The organism is Streptomyces sp. NPDC050121, assembly GCF_044460385.1.
Lineage (GTDB): Bacteria > Actinomycetota > Actinomycetes > Streptomycetales > Streptomycetaceae > Streptomyces > Streptomyces soliscabiei.
Genome location: NZ_JBITJV010000065.1, coordinates 1 through 19,297, shown reverse-complemented (window position 1 = coordinate 19,297; position 19,297 = coordinate 1). Strand labels below are relative to the sequence as shown.

Here is a 19,297-nt window from a genome sequence, read left to right as displayed (position 1 = left end):
CTACCTCTGCGCCGGATGCGCCGGTGAAGTCGGCTGTGGGGCCCTGAGCACGAGCCGGAAACCGACACCGCGGACGCACTCGATGAACAGGGCGTCATCGAACTTGTGCCGCAGGGCCGCCACATGGGTGTCCAGCGTCTTCGTCGGCCCGAACCAGTTACTGTCCCAGACTGCCGTCATGATGGCCTCCCTGGTCACCAGGGCCTCCAACCGGCCGGTGAGAAAGACCAGCAACGCGTACTCCTTGGGTCTCAACGGGACTTCGGCGCCGTCCAGGAAGACGCGGTGTGCTCGTTGGTCGACGGTCACACGGCCGTACGTCTCGCGTGGGTTCGGGCCGGTCCCGGACCCACCGAGATGTCTGCGCTGCACGGCCCGCATCCGGGCGACCAGTTCACGCACCAGGAAGGGCTTCACCAGGTAGTCGTCGGCGCCGAGTTCGAGGCCTACGACCTTCTCCGTCTCGCTGCCCCGCCCGCTGATCACGATGAGCGGTACGTCGCTGCGTGACCGCAGCTCCCTGCAGACGTCGAGCCCGTCCATGTCCGGCAGACCGAGGTCCAGCAGGACCATGTCCGGCGCCGATGCGGTGAGCGCGGCGCTGCCGGTTGGCACCCAGTCCACGTCGTAGCCGTAGCGAGGCAGGCCTAGTTGCAGAGACTGGGCCACGGTCGGGTCGTCTTCGACGAGGAGTATGTGCATGGCTGCTCCTGATGGCGAGGGGGCATGAGGGGGAAGCGTCACCGGGGCCGGACCAGCCCGGTCTCGTAGGCGAAAACCACGGCCTGGACACGCGCACACGCGCCGATCTTGATGAGGATGCTGCGAATGTGGGTTTTGACGGTGGTGGGCGCTATAGACAGCCGCTGGGCGATCTCGGTGGTGCTCCAGCCGGAGGCGATGGCGGTGAGCACCTCACGTTCGCGTTCGGTGAGCAGGTCCAGCCGGCCGTCGCGCTGCAGGGAGCGGGCGGGCCGCGGTCGGCGGAGGGTTTCGATGAGTTCGCGGGTCAGACCGGGCGAGAGGACAGCGTCGCCCGCGCCCACGGCGCGGATGGCAGCCGTCAGTTCGTCGAGCGAGGCGTCCTTCAGGAGAAAGCCGCTGGCGCCGGCGCGCACTGCGTCGAGGGCGAACTCGTCGAAGTCGGTAGGGGCCAGGATCAGCACACGAGGGGGTCCTGCCGGGACGGGGCCGGGACCTCCGGCGGGCTGCTCCCCGGGTCTCGTGATGCGGCGGATGGACTCGACGCCGTCCGAGGGAGGCACACGAATGTCCAACAGGACGACGTCAGGGTGCAGGTCGGCGGTCCTGCGCATCGTTTCCGCGCAGGTCGCTGCCTCGCCCACCACGGTCAGGTCGGGCTGGGCCGCGAGGAGCATGCGGTAGCAGGCCCGTTGCAGAGCCTGGTCACTGGCGATGAGTACGGTGGTCATGGTGGGGCGTTCTCCAAGTGGGGGGAGGGACACCGCACGCCGCTCCAACGGTGCCCCCGTGGCACGCGTGCTCCGCGGACGCTCAGGCCCCGATGGTCCGTAGGACGGCGGAAGCCATGCCCCGCTCACCTCGTTCGTTGGGGTGGACGATGGCTGCCGGGCTGCTGGGCTGGAGGGGTTCGATCCAACGGGTGCCTGCCGGAGAGCAGGCATCGTGGCCGACGGACGGTGTGTGGGTGTCGACGTAGGTGGCTCCGGCGGCTTGCGCGCGCTGCCGCAGCATGGCGTTGAGCTGCTGTTCCTGGTCACGCAGGAAGATCACGTCGCCGGGAGCGAGGGGTATCTTCCGGTCACAGGTGGAGCCGTCGGACGGCAGGATCGCCGGGTATCCGATGACGTACACCCGAGCCTCGGGCGCGCGACGCTTGATCTCCTGAAGCGCTTGAGAGAGGTGTCCGCCCGCTGTACGGATCTTCTTGCTCGCCCCGTCGTCGGCGTACCGCTCCTTGCAGGGCGCCTTGTCGGAGATGTCCGTGAGGTTGGCGGCGGCCTTGTAGAGCGCCCCGGTCGTGACGCACTTGGTGAGCATCGAACTGAAGCCGATGTCGTTGCCGCCGATACCGAGTGTGACCAGCCGAGTTTTTGTGGACAATGCAGATGTTTGGGCGGGGTTGGTGCCGTCCTCGGTGGACTGGGGTGCGGTCAGGTCGGGGATGGCAGCGCCGCTGCAGCTCATGTCGCGGAACTCGGACGACTTGATGCCGAGTTCCTTCGCCACCACGGCCGGGTAGTTACGGCTGGAGCGGGCGCAGCCCGCGGGCTTCCCGGTCTGGTCGGGGATCTTCGGCCCGGAGGTGTAGGAGTCACCGAGGGCGACGTACGGACCTCGAGGCGCGGCGACGCCTGTACCCCCGCCCCCGTCCCCGTCGTTGCGCTGGGCGACCCCGATGACGGTGAGGAGTGCGCCGCAAGTCAGAAGCCCGGCCAGGCCGGTTCGTGCCAAGAGTTTCATCGCTGTGTCCTGTCGTCGTCGCGGATGCTCGACTGCAGTCGGGCACCGCCCAGCGCTGTGGCAGGGCAGTGTCCGGGCGGGGCAGATGGCGCCCCCTTGAGGGGACGAAGCGGTGAGAACCGGCGGGGGGCCGGGAGGAGGGGAGTCCGGTGAGCGGGTCAGGCGGGGCGGACCAAGCCGACGTCGTACGCGAAGAAGGCGGTGGCTAGGGTGATGCACATGATCGCCACGCCTACACCGAAGATCGCGGTGAGTAGGGGGAGCCCGGCGGCGATCATCGACCCGAAGGTGATCACCAGGACGAGAGCGGCGACGACGCCGATCAGCTCCGGGACCTTGCCGGCGGCCTCCTCCTGGACAGCGTTGCCGCCCAGGCTCATCCTCAGCCCGGCCTTCTCACCCTCGTCGGCGGCGTGCTGCAGGGCGGCGGAGGCGGCGGTGGTGATCTCGGCTTGGGCACCGTGTAGGTGACCTGGGTGTAGGCGATCGTGCCGTCCTTGCTGACCAGTCCGCTGCCGAACCGCTCGGAGACGCTCGCCACCTGCGGCGCCTTCTGCAGGTCGGCGACCAGGGCGGCGATCTCCGCCCTGTTGCTCGCGGAGGTCAGTTTCTGCCCCGCGGGTGCTTCGAAAACGACGTGCCCGGTGGCGTTGCCAGCTGCGGCCTGCGGGAACTCCTTGCCCAGTAGGTCGATGGCCTTCTGCGGCCAGCATGACGATCCACAACGTCAGGAACAGTCGTCGTCGCCGGAAGGCGAGCTGGCCAAGCCGGTACAGGAAGGTGGCCACGGAGGTACTCCCACCAGGAGAGGGATCATTACGAGAGCGGGCCTGATCGACCCTGTGCTCACGCTATGGGCGGCTTTCCGTGAACCCCCGGCACCGTGGACCCCGAATCCGGCCAGGGAACCAGTACCGCAGTACTGGTGGCCCTCATCCTTGCGGCGCGGTGAGGCAAGTCATCGCCAGGACGGTGCCGCGAAGAGTGAGGGGATGGAGATGAGCCTACAGAGCCGAGTCCGCCGGCCCGAGGGACGAGAGCGATGCGGCCGGACCCGGCACACGGCACCGCGTCGGCGAGCTCGAAGAGCACATCCGCCCGGGTGCAAAGGCCCGCGCATCCAGGCCGGCCTGCGGGAGACCGACGGCCTGCCGGTCGGACGCAGACGCGTCGCCCGCCTGATGCGCGCGGCCGACCTGGTTTCTTCCCCAGCCCCGGAGCCCACGGGCACGGTGATCCTGCCGCCGTCTGGTGACACCTCCAGGGCGCTCGAGAGCACGTTGCTCAGCACCTGGTGCAGATGACGGGGTTGGCCAGCACACAAGGCGTGACCGTCATCACCCCGTCGGGCGGAAGGGCTCAGGCCGCCTGCGCCCGAACGGCGCCGGGCACTCCGGTGAGATGTCCCTCGACCGCTCGCTCGACCGCGACAGCGAAGGCGTGCACGTGCGCCCGCCGGTCGCTGAGCCGCGCCGCGGTGGCGACGGTGCTCGGTGCCGCGTCGGGCAGGGGCCCGTAGGCAACGCCGGAGTGGTGGGAAAGCCGGGCGGCGGTCTGCGGAAAGGTGTCCACTGCGCCAAGGCAGGAGATGGCCATCAAGAACTCGCCCACAGACCGGACCCGGGTCGCGACCCGGCTCTGTTCGCCCCGGCGGTCGTCACACGTCCAGTAAGAGGCCCAGCCGGCCGGTGCGCCGGTGGCGGCGGTCGCGAACGGCTCGTCCAGCAGATCGTCCACGGAGATGCTCGCCGCGTCCGCCAGCGGGTGCGAGCGGGGCAGTGCGGCGACGCGGGGCTCGGAGAAGATCGGCCGCAGCTTGATCCGGTCGTCCTCGAAGGGCGCTCGCATGATGGTCAAGTCCACCTCGTCCGACACCAGCTCCTCCAACTGGTCGACCATGGTCAGCTCGGTGATCTCCAGCCGGACGTCCGGCCGCAGCTCGCGGTAGACGGAAAGGATCATTGGCGTCAGTTCCCCCGCGGCTTCGGCGAACATGCCGATGCGCAGGACCTGATGGTGCGTGGGCGAGTACGTCAGCGCTTCGGCGGCCGCGTCGGCCAGCTGCGCCAGTATCTGCTGGGCCCGTTCGACGAACGCCGCGCCCACAGGGGTCAGCGCGACCCGGTGCGGGCTGCGGTCGAAGAGCTGGACGCCGAGTTCGCGTTCCAGCCGTGCCACATGTCCGCTGAACGCGGACTGCGCGATGTGCTCCAGTTGCGCGGCGCGGCCGAAATGCAGCGTCTCCGCCAGACGCACGCCGTAGCGGAGTTGGCGTATGTCCCTCGCTGCGGCGGCTTTCGCCGCCCTGCGTGGGCGGGTAGTTCAGCTGACGGCCCCCGCGAATCTTTCTCCTACGGCGACGGATTCCGAAGCCGCCGAATCTCCCGCATCAGCCTAGGAAGCCTCTCCTCCATCAACGGCCGTGACCGCACCGACTGGGACGGAGCCGTCGCCGCGGAGAAGCTCCAGACCGACCTGACGACCCACCCGGACATCAAGGGCATCTACATGCAGTCCAGCTTCGCCCTGTCCGGGACGCTCCAAGTGCTCAAGCAGCAGGGGCAGTTGGGCGGCCCGAAAGGCAAGCCGCACGTGTTCGTCGTCTCCAACGACGGCGCCCCCGGAGAGCTCACACACATCTCCAAGAGCAGCATCGGCGCCACGGTGTCCCAGCCGGTCGACCTTTACGCCAAGTACTACCTGAAGGCCGCGATCGACGGGAAGACGTTCCGGCCCGGCAAGACCGACCACGAGAGCACTGTCGTGCGGGTGCGCGACGGACTCCTGGAGGACCAGCTCTCCGCCCCCTCATCGCTGCTGACGGCGGCACGTACGGCGGCGTCCCTAGCCTCAAGAGCACCGACCCGTCTCTGTGGGGCAACAGCCTCGGCTGACGCTGGTGGACGGCCGTCATAGCCGCGGCCGAGCTGCTGGAGGGCTGGAGGCGCGTCGACGAGGCGATCGAGATCACCCAGGGCAGCGTGGAGGACGGACACCCGATGGCGCGGTACGACAGCCATGGCCCCGTGCCCTTGCTCACTCGCCGGGTGTGGGAAGGTCCTGTTCGGCCCAGATGCACTTGCCGTCGTCAAGGTAACGCGCGCCCCAGCGCCGGGAGAGGGCGGCGATCAGGTGGAGGCCGCGGCCGCCTTCGTCGGTCGATGCGGCCCGGCGGATGCGTGGGGTGGTCAGACTGGCGTCGTACACCTCGCAGATCAGTGAGCGGCTACGCAGCAGGCGCAGGCTGATGGGGCCTTTGGCGTGCCTGACGACGTTGCCGATCAGTTCGCTGACGATCAGTTCGGTGGTCATCACCAGATCATCCAGTTTCCAGGCGGCCAGTTGCCGACGGACGTACTCCCTGGCCTGGCTGGCTGCCCGGGGATCGTCGGTAAGGCTGCAGGTGGCGATGTCATGGGCGCCGGTGCACCGGGCGTGGGCCACGAGCAGGGCCGCGTCGTCCCTGGTGTGTTCCTGATGAGGGAGGAGGGCGGAGACGATCTTGTCGCACAGGTCTTCCAGACGTTCGTGCCCGCCCTCCTCGCGTGCCGCGGAGAAGTACCTCATCCCTGTAGTGGCCTTGCTCAGAGTCCGCTTGAGCTCGGCAAGCCCTTGATCCATGTCCCGGGCGGCGGACTCCACCAGACCATCGGTCCAGAACACCACCAGGCTCTCCTCAGGCAGACTCAACCGGTGAGTGCCGAAAGGCGGATTCGCGGCGCCCAGAGGCGGATCGCCGTCCACGTCGGGGGAGTGCAGCGTGCCGTCGGGATGGGCGATGAGTGGTGGGGGGTGGCCGGCCAGTGAGTACGTCAGGGTTCGGGCGACGGGGTCGAACACGGAGTACAGGCAGGTCGCGTAGGAGTCCTCGCCGAGGTCGCTGACGATGTCGTTGAGGTGGTGCAGAAGCTCGTCCGGGGCGATCTCGAGGTCGGCGAGGGTGCGTACCGCCGTGCGGAGTCGGCCCATGGTGGCGGCTTCGGTGATTCCATGGCCCATGACGTCGCCGATCACCATGGCGACACGATCCGCGGACAGCGGGATCACGTCGTACCAGTCGCCGCCCACTTCCGCGCCATGGCCGGCCGGCAGGTAACGGGCAGCCGCCTGGACGGACGCCAGTCGGGGCAGCTCACGGGGCAGCAGGCCGCGCTGGAGTTCCTGTGCGCGGGTATGTTCGACGTCATACAGCCGGGCCCGCTCGAGAGCCTGGGCGACCAGACCGCTCAGCGCGGTCAGCAGGGTGCGTTCGTCATCAGGGAAGGAGCGTGACCGGGAGAAGGCGACAAAGCAGCAGCCTATGTCCCGCCCTGATGCGATGAGCGGGAGAAGGACCCAGGCGTTGTTCATCGAGGCAGCAGCCAGGCTGCTCAGCTGGGGAAAGGACTCGATGAACTCCGCGGTCGACTCCAGGAACCGGGGCGTGCGCGTGCTGAGCGTCTCGGCGGCGACAAGGTCGATCGCCCTCTTCTCGGTGGCTGCCAGCCGCAAAGCTTCCGGATATCCCGCCGCGCCCGCGATGTGCAGGTGGTCGCCGCCGAGGACCTCCACCAACAGCCTGTCGGCCCCAAGCGGTGGCAGGATCCGCTCGGCGACGACCTGCACCACATCCTTGGAGGTGACGGCTTCGGACAGGGCCGCGGTCAGCTCTTCCATCCGGACGGATCGTGCGGCGGCCCGCGCGGCGCCGGAGACATCGCTACCCTCGCGCAGCGCCTCGCCCGTGCCCTGAAGGTCCTCTTTCGTTACGTCGGCGAGGTGGATGGCCATGCCCCGGCTGGACCGGGTGGGGACGCACCGCAGGCGGAAACGCCTTCGGCCGCTCGGCCAGGGCAGTGCGACGCTGAGGGGTCTGCCCTCTTGGGCCGCGCGTCGGCATACGCTTTCCAGGCCGGGTACGGCGCCGACGGGACCGTCCCACAGAACGCCGCCGATCAGTCGGTGGTCTATGCCGAGGACCCGTTCCGCCTCCTCGTTGACGAAGGTGGTGCGCCAGTCGTCGGAGACGGTCAGGAGTCCCTCGCGCATGGTCTGCAGGGTCTGCATTTCGTGGCTGTGCGGGTGCGGGATCCGGCCGGCCCACCACAACGCGCCCACCACCAGGTCAGACGCACCCTGTTCGCCCGGCACAAGGCGTCCGCGGGCCCGCGCCCGGGAGAGCGTGCCGTCGCCTTGCCGCAGGAGATACTCGGTGTCGTAGCGGGCCCCAAGAGCGATCGCCGTACGGATGTCGGTGATGACCCTCAGCCAGTCGGCGGGGTCACCCCGTGCGCGCGGACAGTGGCCTGCCGGGTCTGAGATCAGTTCGCCGAATGCGATGGAGCCCCTGCCGACGTCGAATTCCCAGTCCCGGAAGGGAACCGTCCGCAGCAGGCGGCCGAGGGAAGGGGCGATCAAGTGCGGCGCACCGGCCGACTGTCCCTCGGGTGCGGTGCTGGGTCCGTTCTCCAGTTGCAGGGCGGCCCAGTCCGCCACCTGCTGAAGGCTGGCACGGTGCGGCGAGTCTGGTTCACAAGGCGTCGTAGTGAGGACGGAGAGTGCCCCGATAGGGCCGTCGGCACTGAGCAATGGCACGGAAGCCAGCCCGAAGACTGTGCCCCCCATCCCGCTGTCGGCTGCCCAGGCGAAGGACCCTGTCCGCATCGCCCGGGCGAACGCCCCGTCCTCGGGCAGAGTTGTCCGTGATCCGACGCCCTGCCCGCAAGCGGCCACCACCCGCGGTCGGCCGGGTTCAGGGCCCCGCCAGTGGACGAGACCTCCGACGCCATCGAGGAAAGTGGCGGCTCGACGCATGGCGAGCCGCAGCACCTGGGCTCCGTCGAGTTCCTCGTCCTGGGCCACGGGCACACCCAGCCGCACCGGTTTCGTGCCTTCGGTGTGGTTCCCTGGCCCGGTAGCTGTACCCGACACCTTGCCTCCTGCTGTGTCGGTTGCGACCGCGGAGCGGTACTGATCCGAAAGCTGGAGGAACCCGTCCGCGTGTGCCGCTGGCCTTCACCGTAACGCCTGAGGGAACGCTGCGCTGGCCGTGACCGGTCAGCCGGTACTGACACGGGATACCAAGGCCACCACGCGGTGAATGATCAGCGCATCGTGCTTTGCACACCAGGTGCACGTGGAGCGTGAGGAGACCTACGTAGAGGACACGGCCAGAACACGTCGGGCTGCGTCGCGGTCCTGGATGTCGGTGGGCGTCACTTTGATCACCACGGGCAGCCACCCGCCCTCGCCTGAGGCAGCGAACTCGATGAGCCGGGCGAGCCACCCGCCTCGGCACTGGTCGGGCATGACAGGCCCTCCTGACGCAGGCCTCCCGGGCCCCGCCCTCGCCACCGCGGCTTCGACCCAGGCCACATCCAGCCGGCTGGCAAATGCTCTCCGAAGCACCTCGGAGAGTCGACCGCGCGTAGCTGCCCTGGGGACTGTCACTCCATGTTCTCGACGACGGCTGAACGCTGGTTCTGGATCACTTTCAGTGCCGGAGCCACGGAGGGTCACCACAACCGCGATCATGAACGGCCATGGGTGATGTGCTCCTCCAGGACCTGTGGTTTCACCAGGTCGAAGGCGTAGTGATCGAAAACGCAGTGGTCGACGGCGAGTTGGTGCTCGTGCGGGCCCACGCATCGGCAGAGCGGGCCGCGTGTCCCGCTTGCGGGACGACGTCGGGCCGAGTGCACAGCCGATACGTACGCCGTCTTGCTGACACTGCAGTCGCCGGGCGTCCCGTGGAGATCGAGTTACAGGTCCGGCGGTTCCGCTGCCGCGACCGCGCCTGCAGACGGACCACGTTCGCCGAGCAGGTCGACGGACTCACCTTCCGGCACGGACGGCGAAGCTCCGGGTTGCAGACGGTGCTGCAACAGGTAGCGGTGATGCTGGCGGGCCGGGCCGGCACCCGCCTGGCGAACACGCTCGCGGTCAGGGCGAGCCGGTCGACGCTCCTGCGGCTGATACGCCACCTGCCGGAGCCCGAAGTACACACGCCGCGGGTGCTTGGGGTGGACGAGTTCGCCCTGCGCAAGGGACACAACTACGGCACGATCCTGGTGGACATCGACACGCGCCGTCCGGTTGATCTGCTGCCCGACCGGGCCACGGCGACGGTGGCCGCCTGGCTCGCCGACCACCCCGGCGTCGAGGTGATCTGCCGTGACCGGTCCACCGCATACGCCGAGGCCGGACGACTCGGCGCCCCGGACGCGATTCACGTCGCGGACCGGTGGCACATCTGGAAAGTGCGCCGTGAGGCGCTGATTGATCGAGTGGAGGTGGGAGACCTTCGCCTCCGTCCTGTCGCAGCAGGGCGGTGAAGCTGGGGGCAGCCTGATCCGGGAGGTGCCGGGGAGGGTGGCAAGCGGCCCCGACGAAGCCGGGACGTGTCAGCACTGCCAGATGGTGCGGGTCCGGCAAGCAAGACGGAGAGGTATACGAGAGGAACCGGTGGTTGAAGCCTCCTAAGGTGCCATCAGCTCGAACCTGGCGGATCTGGGCTGGTAGCGGTGCATGCTCGCCTTGTGCCATGGCGGGCAACTCTCGGGTCGTTGTTTTCCAGACGATCGGGGAGGCCACGGTGAAGTGCTGCGGGGTAGCCGTGGCGATGCCGCGGGGGTATAGCCGGGTGCCTACTCCGACGAGCGATCAATCAGTGAACACGGGAACCTCCCCAGCCTTGCCCGCTCCCGACGCTTCCAGCACAGGCGAGCCGGGCTGGGCACACCGTCTGTCGACCAGGCTGTGGGAGGGGCGGAGCCGCCGTAGTACTCCGAGCCGGGGAGAGCCCGGCACATGGGGAAGGGCGGCAGCGAGATCGCAAGGGAGGTTCTGCAATGTCCGGAGAATCCGGGGTGGATGGCCCGGTCGCGTGGCCAGTGGCCGATTTCGCTGAGCTGCGGGTACGGAGGATGCAGGTCAAACTGCACCGTTGGGCGGCAGCCGATCGCGGCTTCCGGTTCGACGATGTGTTCAACTTCATCTGTGACCCTGCCACCTTGGTGATGGCGTTCGAACGGGTCGCAGGCAATACCGGGGCCCGGACGGCGGGCGTGGACGGCGTTCACGCCGACCACGTGCGTGCGGCCGGGGCGGAAGCGTATCTGGACCACATCCGCTCTCAGCTGCGGGCAGGGGTCTTTCGGCCAATGCCGACGCGTGAGCGGATGATCCCCAAAGCGGGCGGGAAGCTGCGCCGGCTGGGGATCCCGACCATTGCGGACCGGGTGGTGCAGGCCGCGTTGAAGCTGGTCCTGGAACCGATCTTCGAGGCGGACTTCCGTCCGTGCTCGTACGGGTTCCGGCCCAACCGGCGTGCGCACGACGCGATCGCCGAGATCCATCTGTTCGGCTCCCAGGGCTATCGCTGGGCGCTGGACGCGGATATCGAGGCGTGTTTCGACCGCATCGACCACACGGCCCTGATGGACCGTGTTCGATCGCGGGTGAAGGACAAGCGGGTGCTGGCGCTGGTGAAGGCGTTCCTCAAAGCCGGGATCATGACCGAGCTGGGCGAACGGGACGAGGCCATCTCCGGGACTCCGCAAGGAGGCATCCTATCGCCCCTGTTGGCCAACATCGCACTGTCTGTGCTCGACGACTTCGCCGCCGAGCAGTGGGCAACCGCGATGGCCAGTCGACAGGATCGCGAACGACGGCGCCACCGGGGCCTGCCGACCTGGCGACTGGTCCGCTACGCGGACGACTTCGTCATCATGGTCCACGGCACCAAGGAGCACGTCGAAGACCTTCGCGAACAGGTGAGTTCGGTTCTGGCGCCGATGGGCCTCGTGCTGTCACCGGCCAAGACCCGGATAGTCCACCTTGCGGACGGGTTCGACTTCCTGGGCTTTCGCATCGTCTGGATGCGCAAGCGCGGAACGGACAGTTGGCACGTCTACACGTTCATCGCCGACAAGCCAGTCGCGACGCTGAAGCGGAAGATCAAGCAACTGACCCAGAAGCTGTCACATCTCGACTACAAGATCGCGCTGATCCAGATCAACCGGATCCTGCGCGGCTGGGCCAACTACTTCCGGCACGCGGTCGCCAAGCACACCATGCAGACCCTGCACACCTTCGTGTGGTGGCGGGTCATCCGCTGGGTGATGCACCGGCACCGCACGAACTGGAAGTCCATCCGGCGATGGTTCCGGACTCCGCAAGGACAATGGAAAGACATCGAGTTGGAGGGGATCAGACTGTTCCACCTCGGCAAAGTGCCGATCACTCGGTATCGCTACCGGGGCAACAGCATCCCCACCCCTTGGCCGGCCGCCCTGACCGGCCCGACACCAACGGCATGATCTCGTGGAGAGCCCGGTGCTCGGAGACGGGCACGCCGGGTGTGCGCCGTGAGGCGCTTCGTTGTATCCCCGACGCAGTCGGGATGAACTCGGAGGGAGGTTCTTGGGTCGCCTGACTTACCTGGACGCGAAAGCGCGAGGGGACAAGAGCATGTCAGGGAAGCGGTGGCCGTCCGGAGGTGTCCGGGGGCGGGGTGCCGCGAGACCCGCGCGATATGGCCAAGGCTGGATTGCTTGAAGCCCAATCTCCAGTGGTGAGAGTGCGCACCCGTCGGAACGACACCTGTAACCGATGCCGCGTCATGCCGGGCCTTGAACCTGTGGGGCCGGGCAACCTCCGTGACGCGGGGCGTCGCCCAGCGAGGGCGGTCAAGGAGATGAGTGGGCGGCCTACGTCGTGCTCGATACGTACAGCGAAGACGTACCACGGGATCGCCTACGGGGCGCGAGCCCTATGGCGACGGAGTGCCCGTAGTAGTCGCGGGAGTCACGACCTGCCGAGAGGTCCGGGAGAGCCGGAACAAGGGCGAAGGGGCACAGGTGATCGAGAAGTTCAGCGAAGGGAGGCATGCGTAATGCAGACCGCCGAAACGGTGCTGGACATCATCCGCAAGCGCGGAGAGAGGGGACTGCCGATCGAGAGGCTGTATCGGCAACTGTTCAACCCACAGCTGTACTTGATGGCCTACGGGCGGATCTACGCCAACACGGGTGCGATGACGCCAGGGGTCACCAGGGAAACCGCGGACGGCATGTCACTGGAGAAGATCGGCAGCATCATCGACGCCTTGCGCGCCGAGCGCTACCGGTGGTCTCCGGCCCGGCGGGTCTACATCGAGAAGAAAGGATCAACGAAGAAGCGCCCGTTAGGTCTGCCGCCCTGGTCGGACAAGCTGGTCGCCGAGGTGGTCCGCCTGCTGCTTGAGGCGTACTACGACGTCCAGTTCTCCGACCGTTCCCACGGTTTCCGTCCCCGACGAGGCTGCCACACCGCGCTCAGCGAGGTCGTGGAGGTCTGGAAGGGAACGCACTGGTTCATCGAAGGGGACATCTCCGACTGCTTCGGCAGCCTCGATCACGAAGTGATGCTGTCGATCCTGGCGGAGAAGATCCACGATGGCCGGTTCCTGCGGCTGATCAGCCACATGCTCAAGGCCGGATACCTGGAGGACTGGCGATGGAACGCCACGCTCAGCGGTGCGCCGCAGGGCGGGGTGGCCTCCCCGATCCTCTCGAACATCTACCTTGACCGGCTTGACCAGTTCATCGAACAGTCTCTCCTGCCCGAGTACAACCACGGCCGGCGCCGGCGCCCCAACCGGGAGTACCAGGTCGTCGAGTACGCGATCCAGCGGGCCAAGCGGCACGGTGACCGGGATGCGGTCCGGGAGCTTCGGCTCCGCCGCCGCACCCTGCCGAGCCAGGACCCCAACGATCCGGACTACCGGCGATTACGTTACGTCCGTTACGCCGACGACTGGCTGCTGGGATTCGCCGGTCCCAAGCGCGAGGCCGAGGAGATCAAGTCGAGGATACGGACGTTCCTGCGCGACGAGCTCAAGCTCGAACTGTCCGAGTCCAAGACACTGATCACCCATGCCGCCAGCCAGGCGGCGCACTTCCTCGGCTACGAGATCCGAGTCCAGCACGCCGACACCAAGATCACGCGGCAGCGCCGGGCGGTCAACGGTGCCATCGGACTCTTCGTGCCCCGACAGATGATCAGGCAGAAATGTGCGCTCTACATGAGCAAGGGAAAGCCCGCACAACGAGGCCCGCTGCTTCATGACGAAGACTTCACGATCGTTGCGAAGTACCAGGCCGAGTTCCGGGGGCTGGTCCAGTACTACCTCCTCGCCCAGGACGTGTTCCGCCTGGGCCGTCTCCAGTGGGTCATGGAGACGTCGATGCTGAAGACTCTGGCCGGGAAGCACCGGTCGACGGTCACGAAGATGTCCCGGAAGTACAAGAGCACCATCGAGACACCTGACGGACCACGCCGCTGCATCCAGGTCACCGTCCCCCGCGATGAGGGGAAGAAGCCGCTGGTCGCCCGCTTCGGCGGGATCTCGCTCAAGCGGCAGCGCACGGCAGTACTCGCCGACACACGGCCGGTCATGGCCAGCATGAAGCGCAACGAGCTGATCCACAGGCTCCTCGCCGAGTGCTGCGAGATCTGCGAGACACGGACGAACCTTGAGGTCCACCACGTCCGCAAGCTCGCTGATCTCAACCGGCCCGGACGCCGGGAAAGGCCCGCATGGGTCCATCTGATGGCGATGCGACGGCGCAAGACCCTCGTGATCTGCCGCCGCTGTCATGAAGACATCCACGCGGGACGTCCCACCGCACCACTTCGGAAATGATCACTGGAGAGCCGGATGCCTGGAAATCGGGCCCGTCCGGTTCGGGAAGGGGCCGTCGGAAAAGGACCCGAGCCACGGGCACCTCGTCGGCGGCCTACTTCACTCGGCGGGCGGGCCGGGGAAACCCACCGGGAGCAATCCCGGCAGGGCGCCCCGGTCCGACCCATCAACCTGGCTGAGGCCGTCGAGAAGACAGTCATCCAGCACCGCGCCCTGCTGCGCAAGCCGGAGAACACTGCCCGGGTCCGCGCCGCCGAGCCCCTGGAGAGCCCGGAGCCTGCGCCGCCTTCCCCGGATGAACCACGGCAGTCGGGCCGTCTGTCCGACCGGGTGCGTGAGCAGCACGCGGCCGTCCACGCCCTGCTGGACGAGGGGCTCGGGCTGCGGCCGATCGCCCGACGACTGGGCTTGGCCCGCAACACCGTCCGCCGGCTCGCCAATGCGGCCACCGCAGACGAGCTCCTGGTCGGACGGTGGACCGGCCGGACCAGCATCCTCGACCCCTACAAGTCCCATCTGCATCAGCGGTGGACCGAAGGCTGCACCGTGGCCCGCCGACTGTTCGAGGAAGTTCGCGAGCGCGGCTACCCCGGCGGCGAGAGCGTGGTGAAGAGGTACGTCCAACGGCTCCGTGAAGCCTTCCCACACGACGATCCGCCCCGCAAAGCGCCGTCTGTGCGCGACGTGACCAGCTGGATCACCCGCCGCCCCGACCGGCTCGACGACGACCAGGCCCGGCAGCTCAAGCAGATTCTCACCCGCTGCCCCGCCCTCGACCGAACCGCCGAACACGTCCGCGCCTTCGCCGAGTTGATGAACGACCGCCGGGGCCGGGAACTCGGTCAATGGATAGAACGGGTGCAGGCTGACGACGTGCCCGCCCTGCACGGCTTCGTCACCGGCCTCGGCCAGGACCTGGACGCCGTCGTCGCCGGGCTCAGCCTCCGCTACAGCTCCGGCGCCGTCGAGGGCCACAACAACAAGATCAAGATGCTCAAGCGTCAGATGTTCGGCCGCGCCAACTTCGACCTGCTCCGCAAGCGGGTCCTCCTCAGCGCGCGAGGCCGTTCATGATCGCGGTTGTGGTGACCCTCCGTGGCTCCGGCACTGAAAGTGATCCAGAACCCGAGTTCAGCCGACGCCGACACATGTCGGTGGGCGTCTCGAAATCCGCGTCCCGCGCGCTGGCGCTGATCGCCGCCGCGGCATTGGACAGTGGTGCCAGTACGTCCGTGAAACGGGGGCTGGCCAGCGGCGCGAGGACGCCGAGGGCGGCTATGACCCCTGCCGAACCGCTGACGGGCATGGCCAGCGACGACACCCAGCCCAACTCCCTTGCCGAGGAGGGCATGGACGGCCGCGTGCTGTTCCCGGATTCGGTTGGACAGGCGGCCTGCTGTCCGCGGCCCCGGCTCGGTGTGCGGTTCGAGTTCCATCGTCTTCATGGCCGCGCTGATCGGTGTGGCGGCGGAGTCATGCGGTTCACGGAGAAGAGCACGGTGCTGGACGACGGTCTTCTCGACGGCCTCGGCAAGGTTGGACCAGATGTGCCAGCGATCCGCGACATGGACTGCTTCGGGGGCGCCGATACGCCCGGCCTCGGCAAAAGAGGTCGAGCGATTTCTGCAGATCACTTCGACACCAGGGGTGATCGGTAAGCCACCTTGCTACCGTCGTCGTGGTCCGGTCCGGCAGCAGGTCGATGGCTGACGGGTCTCGATGTCGATCAGGATCGTGCCGTAGTTGTGCCCCTTGCGCAGCGCGAACTCGTCTACTCCCAAGACACGAGGTGTGGTTGGTTCGGGCTCTGGCAGCCAGCGGATGTAGGCGGCGATTGCGGCGTTCTGCTCGTCGTGGGTGTGGTGATCGGTACCGTTCAGCGCGAAGTAACGCAAGGCCACGAACTCCGACTCGATCCAGTGCAGCCCCGAGCCGTAGGTCGGCAGGAAGACCAGCTCGACGTCGTTGGCGGCGGCCCAGGCGCGGACCTCGATGTGTTTGTGCGGAGAGATGCTGTCCCACGATGTACAGCTTCTCCCAGGGCCAACGGGAGCGCAGGGGTCTTGAGCAGGCCCAGGAACCCGCGCCACCGCCACCGCCACCGCCACCGCTAGCGCTTGGCTCCGGTAGGAGATCTTGCCGGTAGCCAGGTCGAGGGCGGCGAGCCTTGCGGGCGGGGACGGTGAAGGTGAATCTTGCTGGTCAGGCCGCCTCGGGAGCGTCCGAGGGCCGGCCGGGTTGCGGAGCCCTCTTTTTGGGTGCCGGCGGCATGCTGGTGGGCGCGGACGATCGTGGAGTCGACCGACACCAGCCAGTCGATGTCCCCGGCGGCGTCCGCGCGGGACTGGGCGGCGCGGAGCATCCGTGCCGTCCGCCGCCCACGCGTGGCCCACGGCCCGTACCGCTCGGGCACGTCCCGCCAGGCCGTGCCTGTACGGAACTTCCACACGATCCCGTTGAGGCCCCTGCGGTCGTCCAGCCGCTTGCGCCCACGCGACGACACGGGCAACCACCACTCAAGATCATTTGACGACGGACCCTAGGGTGCGGACTCCTGCCCCACCGCGGTCGCCTTGATCTTGGTGGCGCGCAGGCTGGTGACGGTGGTGATCGCCAGGACCAGGACGATGAAGCCGAGCGAGAAGGGGATGCCGATCTGCGGGACGTGGACGCCGGACTCGTGCAGGGCGTGCAGGACGAGTTTGACGCCGATGAAGCCGAGGATGATCGAGAGACCGTAGCTGAGGTGGACCAGCTTCTTCAGCAGGCCGCCGATGAGGAAGTACAGCTGGCGCAGCCCCATCAGCGCGAAGGCGTTGGCGGTGAAGACGATGTACGGGTCCTGGGTGAGGCCGTAGATCGCGGGGATGGAGTCCAGGGCGAACAGCACGTCGGTGGAGCCGATCGCCAGCATCACGACCAGCATGGGTGTCATCACGCGCTTGCCGTTCTCGGTGATGAACAGCTTGGTGCCGTGGTAGCGGTCGGCGACGCCGAAACGCTTCTCCACCGTCTTGAGCAGCTTGTTCTCCTGGTACTCCTCCTCGTGCTCCTGCTTGCGCGCGTCCTGGACGAGCTTCCAGGCCGTCCAGATCAGGAAGGCACCGAAGAGGTAGAACACCCAGGAGAAGACGGAGATGATGGCCGCGCCCGCCGCGATGAACCCGGCGCGCAGGACGAGGGCCATCAGGACGCCGACCATCAGCACCCGCTGCTGGTACTGCGAGGGCACCGCGAACTTGCCCATGATCAGGACGAAGACGAAGAGGTTGTCGACGCTCAGCGACTTCTCGGTGATGTAGCCGGCGAAGAACTCCCCGGTGGGCCCCGTGCCGCCTTGGAGCAGGAGCCCCAGGCCGAAGAGACAGGCCAGGGCTACCCACACGACGGACCAGGTCGCGGCCTCCTTGATCGACACGTCGTGGGGCCGGCGCCCGATGAGGAAGTCGACGGCGACGAGCGCGCACAGGGCGGCGACGGTCAGCAGCCAGATGGTAAGGGAGACATGCATCGGACGGTGCTCCTGGTCGGGGTGGAAGGCTTGCCCGGATCACATCGGGGACGCGGCATGTGTGACCCTGCCGTCAAACTAGGTGGGGAAACGCGCATGTCATAGGCACCGCGGGACCGAATAAGGCAGTGCTGAGTAGTACCGCGGTAGGAAGGCGCGTCGACTCTGGGCCCAGGCGCGGTCGGGCCGGCTGGGCGAGTCCAGTGTCGTGGGTTGCACGCCGATCATGATCAGCGATGTCGGCCAGGTTTGTCGCAGGCCAAGACGGTTTTGCGACGCCGATGAACATGATGCGGGCGTGGCTGGAGCTGTCCCTGCCACCCCTCGACCTGCTCGCCTGGACACACATCCTGTTGCTGGAGGGCGAACTGGCAGCAGCCGAGCCGAAGAAGCAGCGCTATCGGCTGCTGCACGCAGCCGCATACACCTGTGGATCGCTGCGAACTGGGACTGGCGAAACGAGCTGACCAGCGCATCCGCCTGCATAGCGGCGCTACCACGGCCGGATCCGGGCCGCCCGGGCCACCGGCCTGCGTACCATGGGCACCCCCCCCCGCCGAACCAGACATGATGGTTTCCTAGCCATCCGGCGAACAGGACCTGCCCAGCGGGAACCTCACCGCGCGGCCGACCCAACAGGTCGGATCATGATGCACCGCTGGCTCGTCTGCGACCACGAGACCCTCCCCGTCAGCTCCGAAGCCATGATCCACGTCGCATCGATCGACGATCTCGCCAAGCGCATAGCGGATGAGACCGCAGCAACCTCTTCTCAGTTCAGGGCCGTGGCCATGCGGTGGATCGCCTCGGTGATCAGTTCGGGGGAGGTGCCCAGGTTGAGCCGTACGTGTCCTGCGCCGCCGGTTCCGAAGGAGGGACCGGAGTTGAGGGCGACCCTGCCGCGGTCGAGGAAGACGGCCGCGGGGTCGTCGCCCCTTCCCGGTACGGAGTTTGACTACAGCTACGTGACGCAGACCGGATTCTTCATCACGGTCCACGGCACGAAGAACGACCTCGTCATCTACAGCAGGGGACCGCTGAGCCGACTTCGCCGGGAACGGGATCGGCTACAACCAGTGGATGCCGATCACGGGTTCCGGGGACGACCTTCGGTTCCACTTCCTCAGCGACTGGCGGCTGAATGCGGTGACGGGGGAGTGGAAGGTGGGCAAGAAGAACAACCACGTCCTCAATCCCAGCTTCGAGGCCGACCAGGGTCGCCGTCTCGCCAGTCCAGGGGTGGACCTACTCGAGGACGACGTCCGCGATCATCAACCAGGCTGACACGAGCGGACGCGTCGGCAACTTCCATCTGGCGTTCGCCAGTTCCACGCAGTTCTCGGCGGCCGCCTCCCAGGACGTCCCCCTTTCGGACGGTGTCTACGACCTGACCGCGACCATCAAAAAACGGGGTGACCGATCCTGCCGCGGCCGCCGCCATGTCCATCACGTCCGACGGGAGGACGACCGCGGCCGACCTGAATCAGCGGAGCTCCAACTGGAGCCAGGTCACGATCCAGGGCGTGCGGGTGTCCGCTGGGATGGCCCGGATCAGGTTCTCCGTCACCGACGTGCCGGGAGTCTCGGCAACGGGTGAAACGAGGGCCACGGACGGCGGATGAAAAGTGAGCCACTCTGCGATCTCTTGATCATCCTGACTTCACTGGTTCTGAAGT

The 19,297-nt window shown here is 67.5% G+C and carries 17 protein-coding genes and 5 pseudogenes; 10 read left to right on the top strand and 12 right to left on the bottom strand.

Annotated features, from left to right (window positions below):
- The 5 genes from ACIBTS_RS46595 to ACIBTS_RS46575 all read right to left on the bottom strand — a co-directional run bounded on the left by ACIBTS_RS46595 (position 1) and on the right by ACIBTS_RS46575 (position 3,130).
- Positions 1-702, bottom strand: a complete 702-nt coding sequence (locus ACIBTS_RS46595; protein ID WP_399327628.1) for a response regulator transcription factor — start codon at positions 700-702, stop codon at positions 1-3.
- A 38-nt stretch (positions 703-740) separates the two neighbouring features.
- Positions 741-1,433 (bottom strand): LuxR C-terminal-related transcriptional regulator, encoded by a 693-nt coding sequence (locus ACIBTS_RS46590; protein ID WP_399327627.1) that lies wholly within the window; start codon positions 1,431-1,433, stop codon positions 741-743.
- Positions 1,434-1,515: 82 nt separating this feature from the next.
- Entirely contained in the window at positions 1,516-2,445 is a 930-nt protein-coding gene (locus tag ACIBTS_RS46585; protein ID WP_399327625.1) for an SGNH/GDSL hydrolase family protein, read from the bottom strand.
- Between the two features lie 158 nt (positions 2,446-2,603).
- The gene (locus ACIBTS_RS46580; protein WP_399327656.1) at positions 2,604-2,831 is read right to left on the bottom strand and encodes an MMPL family transporter; all 228 of its coding nucleotides are present in this window, start codon (positions 2,829-2,831) and stop codon (positions 2,604-2,606) included.
- Positions 2,828-3,130: an MMPL family transporter gene (locus ACIBTS_RS46575; protein ID WP_399327654.1), complete on the bottom strand. Its 303-nt coding sequence runs from the start codon at positions 3,128-3,130 to the stop codon at positions 2,828-2,830. The genes ACIBTS_RS46580 and ACIBTS_RS46575 overlap by 4 nt, the downstream gene beginning before the upstream one ends.
- A gap of 7 nt (positions 3,131-3,137) precedes the next feature.
- On the opposite strand from ACIBTS_RS46575, the gene ACIBTS_RS46570 reads away from it, so the two are divergent.
- Positions 3,138-3,749, top strand: a complete 612-nt coding sequence (locus ACIBTS_RS46570; RefSeq protein ID WP_399327623.1) for a transposase — start codon at positions 3,138-3,140, stop codon at positions 3,747-3,749.
- A gap of 55 nt (positions 3,750-3,804) precedes the next feature.
- Here ACIBTS_RS46570 and ACIBTS_RS46565 read toward each other — a convergent pair whose 3' ends face one another.
- Positions 3,805-4,701 carry a LysR substrate-binding domain-containing protein gene (locus tag ACIBTS_RS46565; protein ID WP_399327621.1) on the bottom strand — a complete coding sequence of 299 codons (897 nt, stop codon included), beginning with the start codon at positions 4,699-4,701 and terminating at the stop codon, positions 3,805-3,807.
- Between the two features lie 141 nt (positions 4,702-4,842).
- Between ACIBTS_RS46565 and ACIBTS_RS46560 the strand changes: the two are divergent.
- Positions 4,843-5,339 (top strand): annotated as a pseudogene (locus ACIBTS_RS46560) (sugar ABC transporter substrate-binding protein); the annotation flags it as partial.
- A 142-nt stretch (positions 5,340-5,481) separates the two neighbouring features.
- Here ACIBTS_RS46560 and ACIBTS_RS46555 read toward each other — a convergent pair.
- Positions 5,482-7,920, bottom strand: coding sequence for a SpoIIE family protein phosphatase (locus tag ACIBTS_RS46555; protein ID WP_399327619.1), 2,439 nt, complete (start codon positions 7,918-7,920; stop codon positions 5,482-5,484).
- A gap of 657 nt (positions 7,921-8,577) precedes the next feature.
- On the bottom strand, positions 8,578-8,733 hold the full coding sequence (locus ACIBTS_RS46550; protein ID WP_399327617.1) for a hypothetical protein: 156 nt from the start codon (positions 8,731-8,733) through the stop codon (positions 8,578-8,580).
- Positions 8,734-8,966: 233 nt separating this feature from the next.
- On the opposite strand from ACIBTS_RS46550, the gene ACIBTS_RS46545 reads away from it, so the two are divergent.
- The 5 genes from ACIBTS_RS46545 to ACIBTS_RS46525 all read left to right on the top strand — a co-directional run bounded on the left by ACIBTS_RS46545 (position 8,967) and on the right by ACIBTS_RS46525 (position 15,768).
- Complete coding sequence (locus ACIBTS_RS46545) at positions 8,967-9,758, top strand: ISL3 family transposase (RefSeq protein WP_399327615.1); 792 nt, start codon at positions 8,967-8,969, stop codon at positions 9,756-9,758.
- 516 nt (positions 9,759-10,274) lie between these two features.
- Complete coding sequence (gene ltrA / locus ACIBTS_RS46540; protein WP_399327613.1) at positions 10,275-11,744, top strand: group II intron reverse transcriptase/maturase; 1,470 nt, start codon at positions 10,275-10,277, stop codon at positions 11,742-11,744.
- 575 nt (positions 11,745-12,319) lie between these two features.
- Positions 12,320-14,110 (top strand): reverse transcriptase domain-containing protein, encoded by a 1,791-nt coding sequence (locus ACIBTS_RS46535; RefSeq protein WP_399327611.1) that lies wholly within the window; start codon positions 12,320-12,322, stop codon positions 14,108-14,110.
- A 15-nt stretch (positions 14,111-14,125) separates the two neighbouring features.
- Entirely contained in the window at positions 14,126-15,184 is a 1,059-nt protein-coding gene (locus tag ACIBTS_RS46530) for a transposase (protein WP_399327608.1), read from the top strand.
- Entirely contained in the window at positions 15,181-15,768 is a 588-nt protein-coding gene (locus ACIBTS_RS46525; protein WP_399327606.1) for a hypothetical protein, read from the top strand. Before ACIBTS_RS46530 ends, ACIBTS_RS46525 begins: the two co-directional genes overlap by 4 nt.
- Before the next feature lie 9 nt (positions 15,769-15,777).
- Here ACIBTS_RS46525 and ACIBTS_RS46520 read toward each other — a convergent pair whose 3' ends face one another.
- From ACIBTS_RS46520 to ACIBTS_RS46510, 3 genes and pseudogenes are all read right to left on the bottom strand, one after another.
- On the bottom strand, positions 15,778-16,218 hold the full coding sequence (locus ACIBTS_RS46520) for a hypothetical protein (protein ID WP_399327604.1): 441 nt from the start codon (positions 16,216-16,218) through the stop codon (positions 15,778-15,780).
- 77 nt (positions 16,219-16,295) lie between these two features.
- A pseudogene (locus ACIBTS_RS46515) lies at positions 16,296-16,613 on the bottom strand (transposase); the annotation flags it as partial.
- A gap of 36 nt (positions 16,614-16,649) precedes the next feature.
- Positions 16,650-17,621, bottom strand: coding sequence for a TerC family protein (locus ACIBTS_RS46510; protein WP_399327603.1), 972 nt, complete (start codon positions 17,619-17,621; stop codon positions 16,650-16,652).
- A 293-nt stretch (positions 17,622-17,914) separates the two neighbouring features.
- Here ACIBTS_RS46510 and ACIBTS_RS46505 point away from each other — a divergent pair.
- Positions 17,915-18,192: pseudogene (locus ACIBTS_RS46505) on the top strand (hypothetical protein); the annotation flags it as partial.
- 67 nt (positions 18,193-18,259) lie between these two features.
- Positions 18,260-18,388: pseudogene (locus ACIBTS_RS46500) on the top strand (IS5/IS1182 family transposase); the annotation flags it as partial.
- Between the two features lie 5 nt (positions 18,389-18,393).
- Here ACIBTS_RS46500 and ACIBTS_RS46495 read toward each other — a convergent pair.
- Positions 18,394-18,561, bottom strand: a pseudogene (locus tag ACIBTS_RS46495) (pyridoxal phosphate-dependent aminotransferase); the annotation flags it as partial.
- Positions 18,562-18,701: 140 nt separating this feature from the next.
- On the opposite strand from ACIBTS_RS46495, the gene ACIBTS_RS46490 reads away from it, so the two are divergent.
- A complete protein-coding gene (locus tag ACIBTS_RS46490; protein ID WP_399327660.1) occupies positions 18,702-18,905 on the top strand; it encodes a hypothetical protein in 204 nt (67 codons plus the stop codon).
- The last annotated feature ends 392 nt before the right edge of the window (positions 18,906-19,297 follow it).

Excerpts from the sequence above, each read along its gene's own strand:
- ACIBTS_RS46595 (WP_399327628.1), bottom strand. The coding sequence starts at position 702 with ATGCACATACTCCTCGTCGAAGACGACCCGACCGTGGCCCAGTCTCTG.
- ACIBTS_RS46590 (WP_399327627.1), bottom strand. The coding sequence starts at position 1,433 with ATGACCACCGTACTCATCGCCAGTGACCAGGCTCTGCAACGGGCCTGC.
- ACIBTS_RS46585 (WP_399327625.1), bottom strand. The coding sequence starts at position 2,445 with ATGAAACTCTTGGCACGAACCGGCCTGGCCGGGCTTCTGACTTGCGGC.
- ACIBTS_RS46570 (WP_399327623.1), top strand. The coding sequence starts at position 3,138 with ATGGCCTTCTGCGGCCAGCATGACGATCCACAACGTCAGGAACAGTCG.
- ACIBTS_RS46550 (WP_399327617.1), bottom strand. The coding sequence starts at position 8,733 with ATGCCCGACCAGTGCCGAGGCGGGTGGCTCGCCCGGCTCATCGAGTTC.
- ACIBTS_RS46545 (WP_399327615.1), top strand. The coding sequence starts at position 8,967 with ATGGGTGATGTGCTCCTCCAGGACCTGTGGTTTCACCAGGTCGAAGGC.
- ltrA (WP_399327613.1), top strand. The coding sequence starts at position 10,275 with ATGTCCGGAGAATCCGGGGTGGATGGCCCGGTCGCGTGGCCAGTGGCC.
- ACIBTS_RS46535 (WP_399327611.1), top strand. The coding sequence starts at position 12,320 with ATGCAGACCGCCGAAACGGTGCTGGACATCATCCGCAAGCGCGGAGAG.
- ACIBTS_RS46530 (WP_399327608.1), top strand. The coding sequence starts at position 14,126 with ATGCCTGGAAATCGGGCCCGTCCGGTTCGGGAAGGGGCCGTCGGAAAA.
- ACIBTS_RS46525 (WP_399327606.1), top strand. The coding sequence starts at position 15,181 with ATGATCGCGGTTGTGGTGACCCTCCGTGGCTCCGGCACTGAAAGTGAT.
- ACIBTS_RS46510 (WP_399327603.1), bottom strand. The coding sequence starts at position 17,621 with ATGCATGTCTCCCTTACCATCTGGCTGCTGACCGTCGCCGCCCTGTGC.
- ACIBTS_RS46490 (WP_399327660.1), top strand. The coding sequence starts at position 18,702 with ATGCCGATCACGGGTTCCGGGGACGACCTTCGGTTCCACTTCCTCAGC.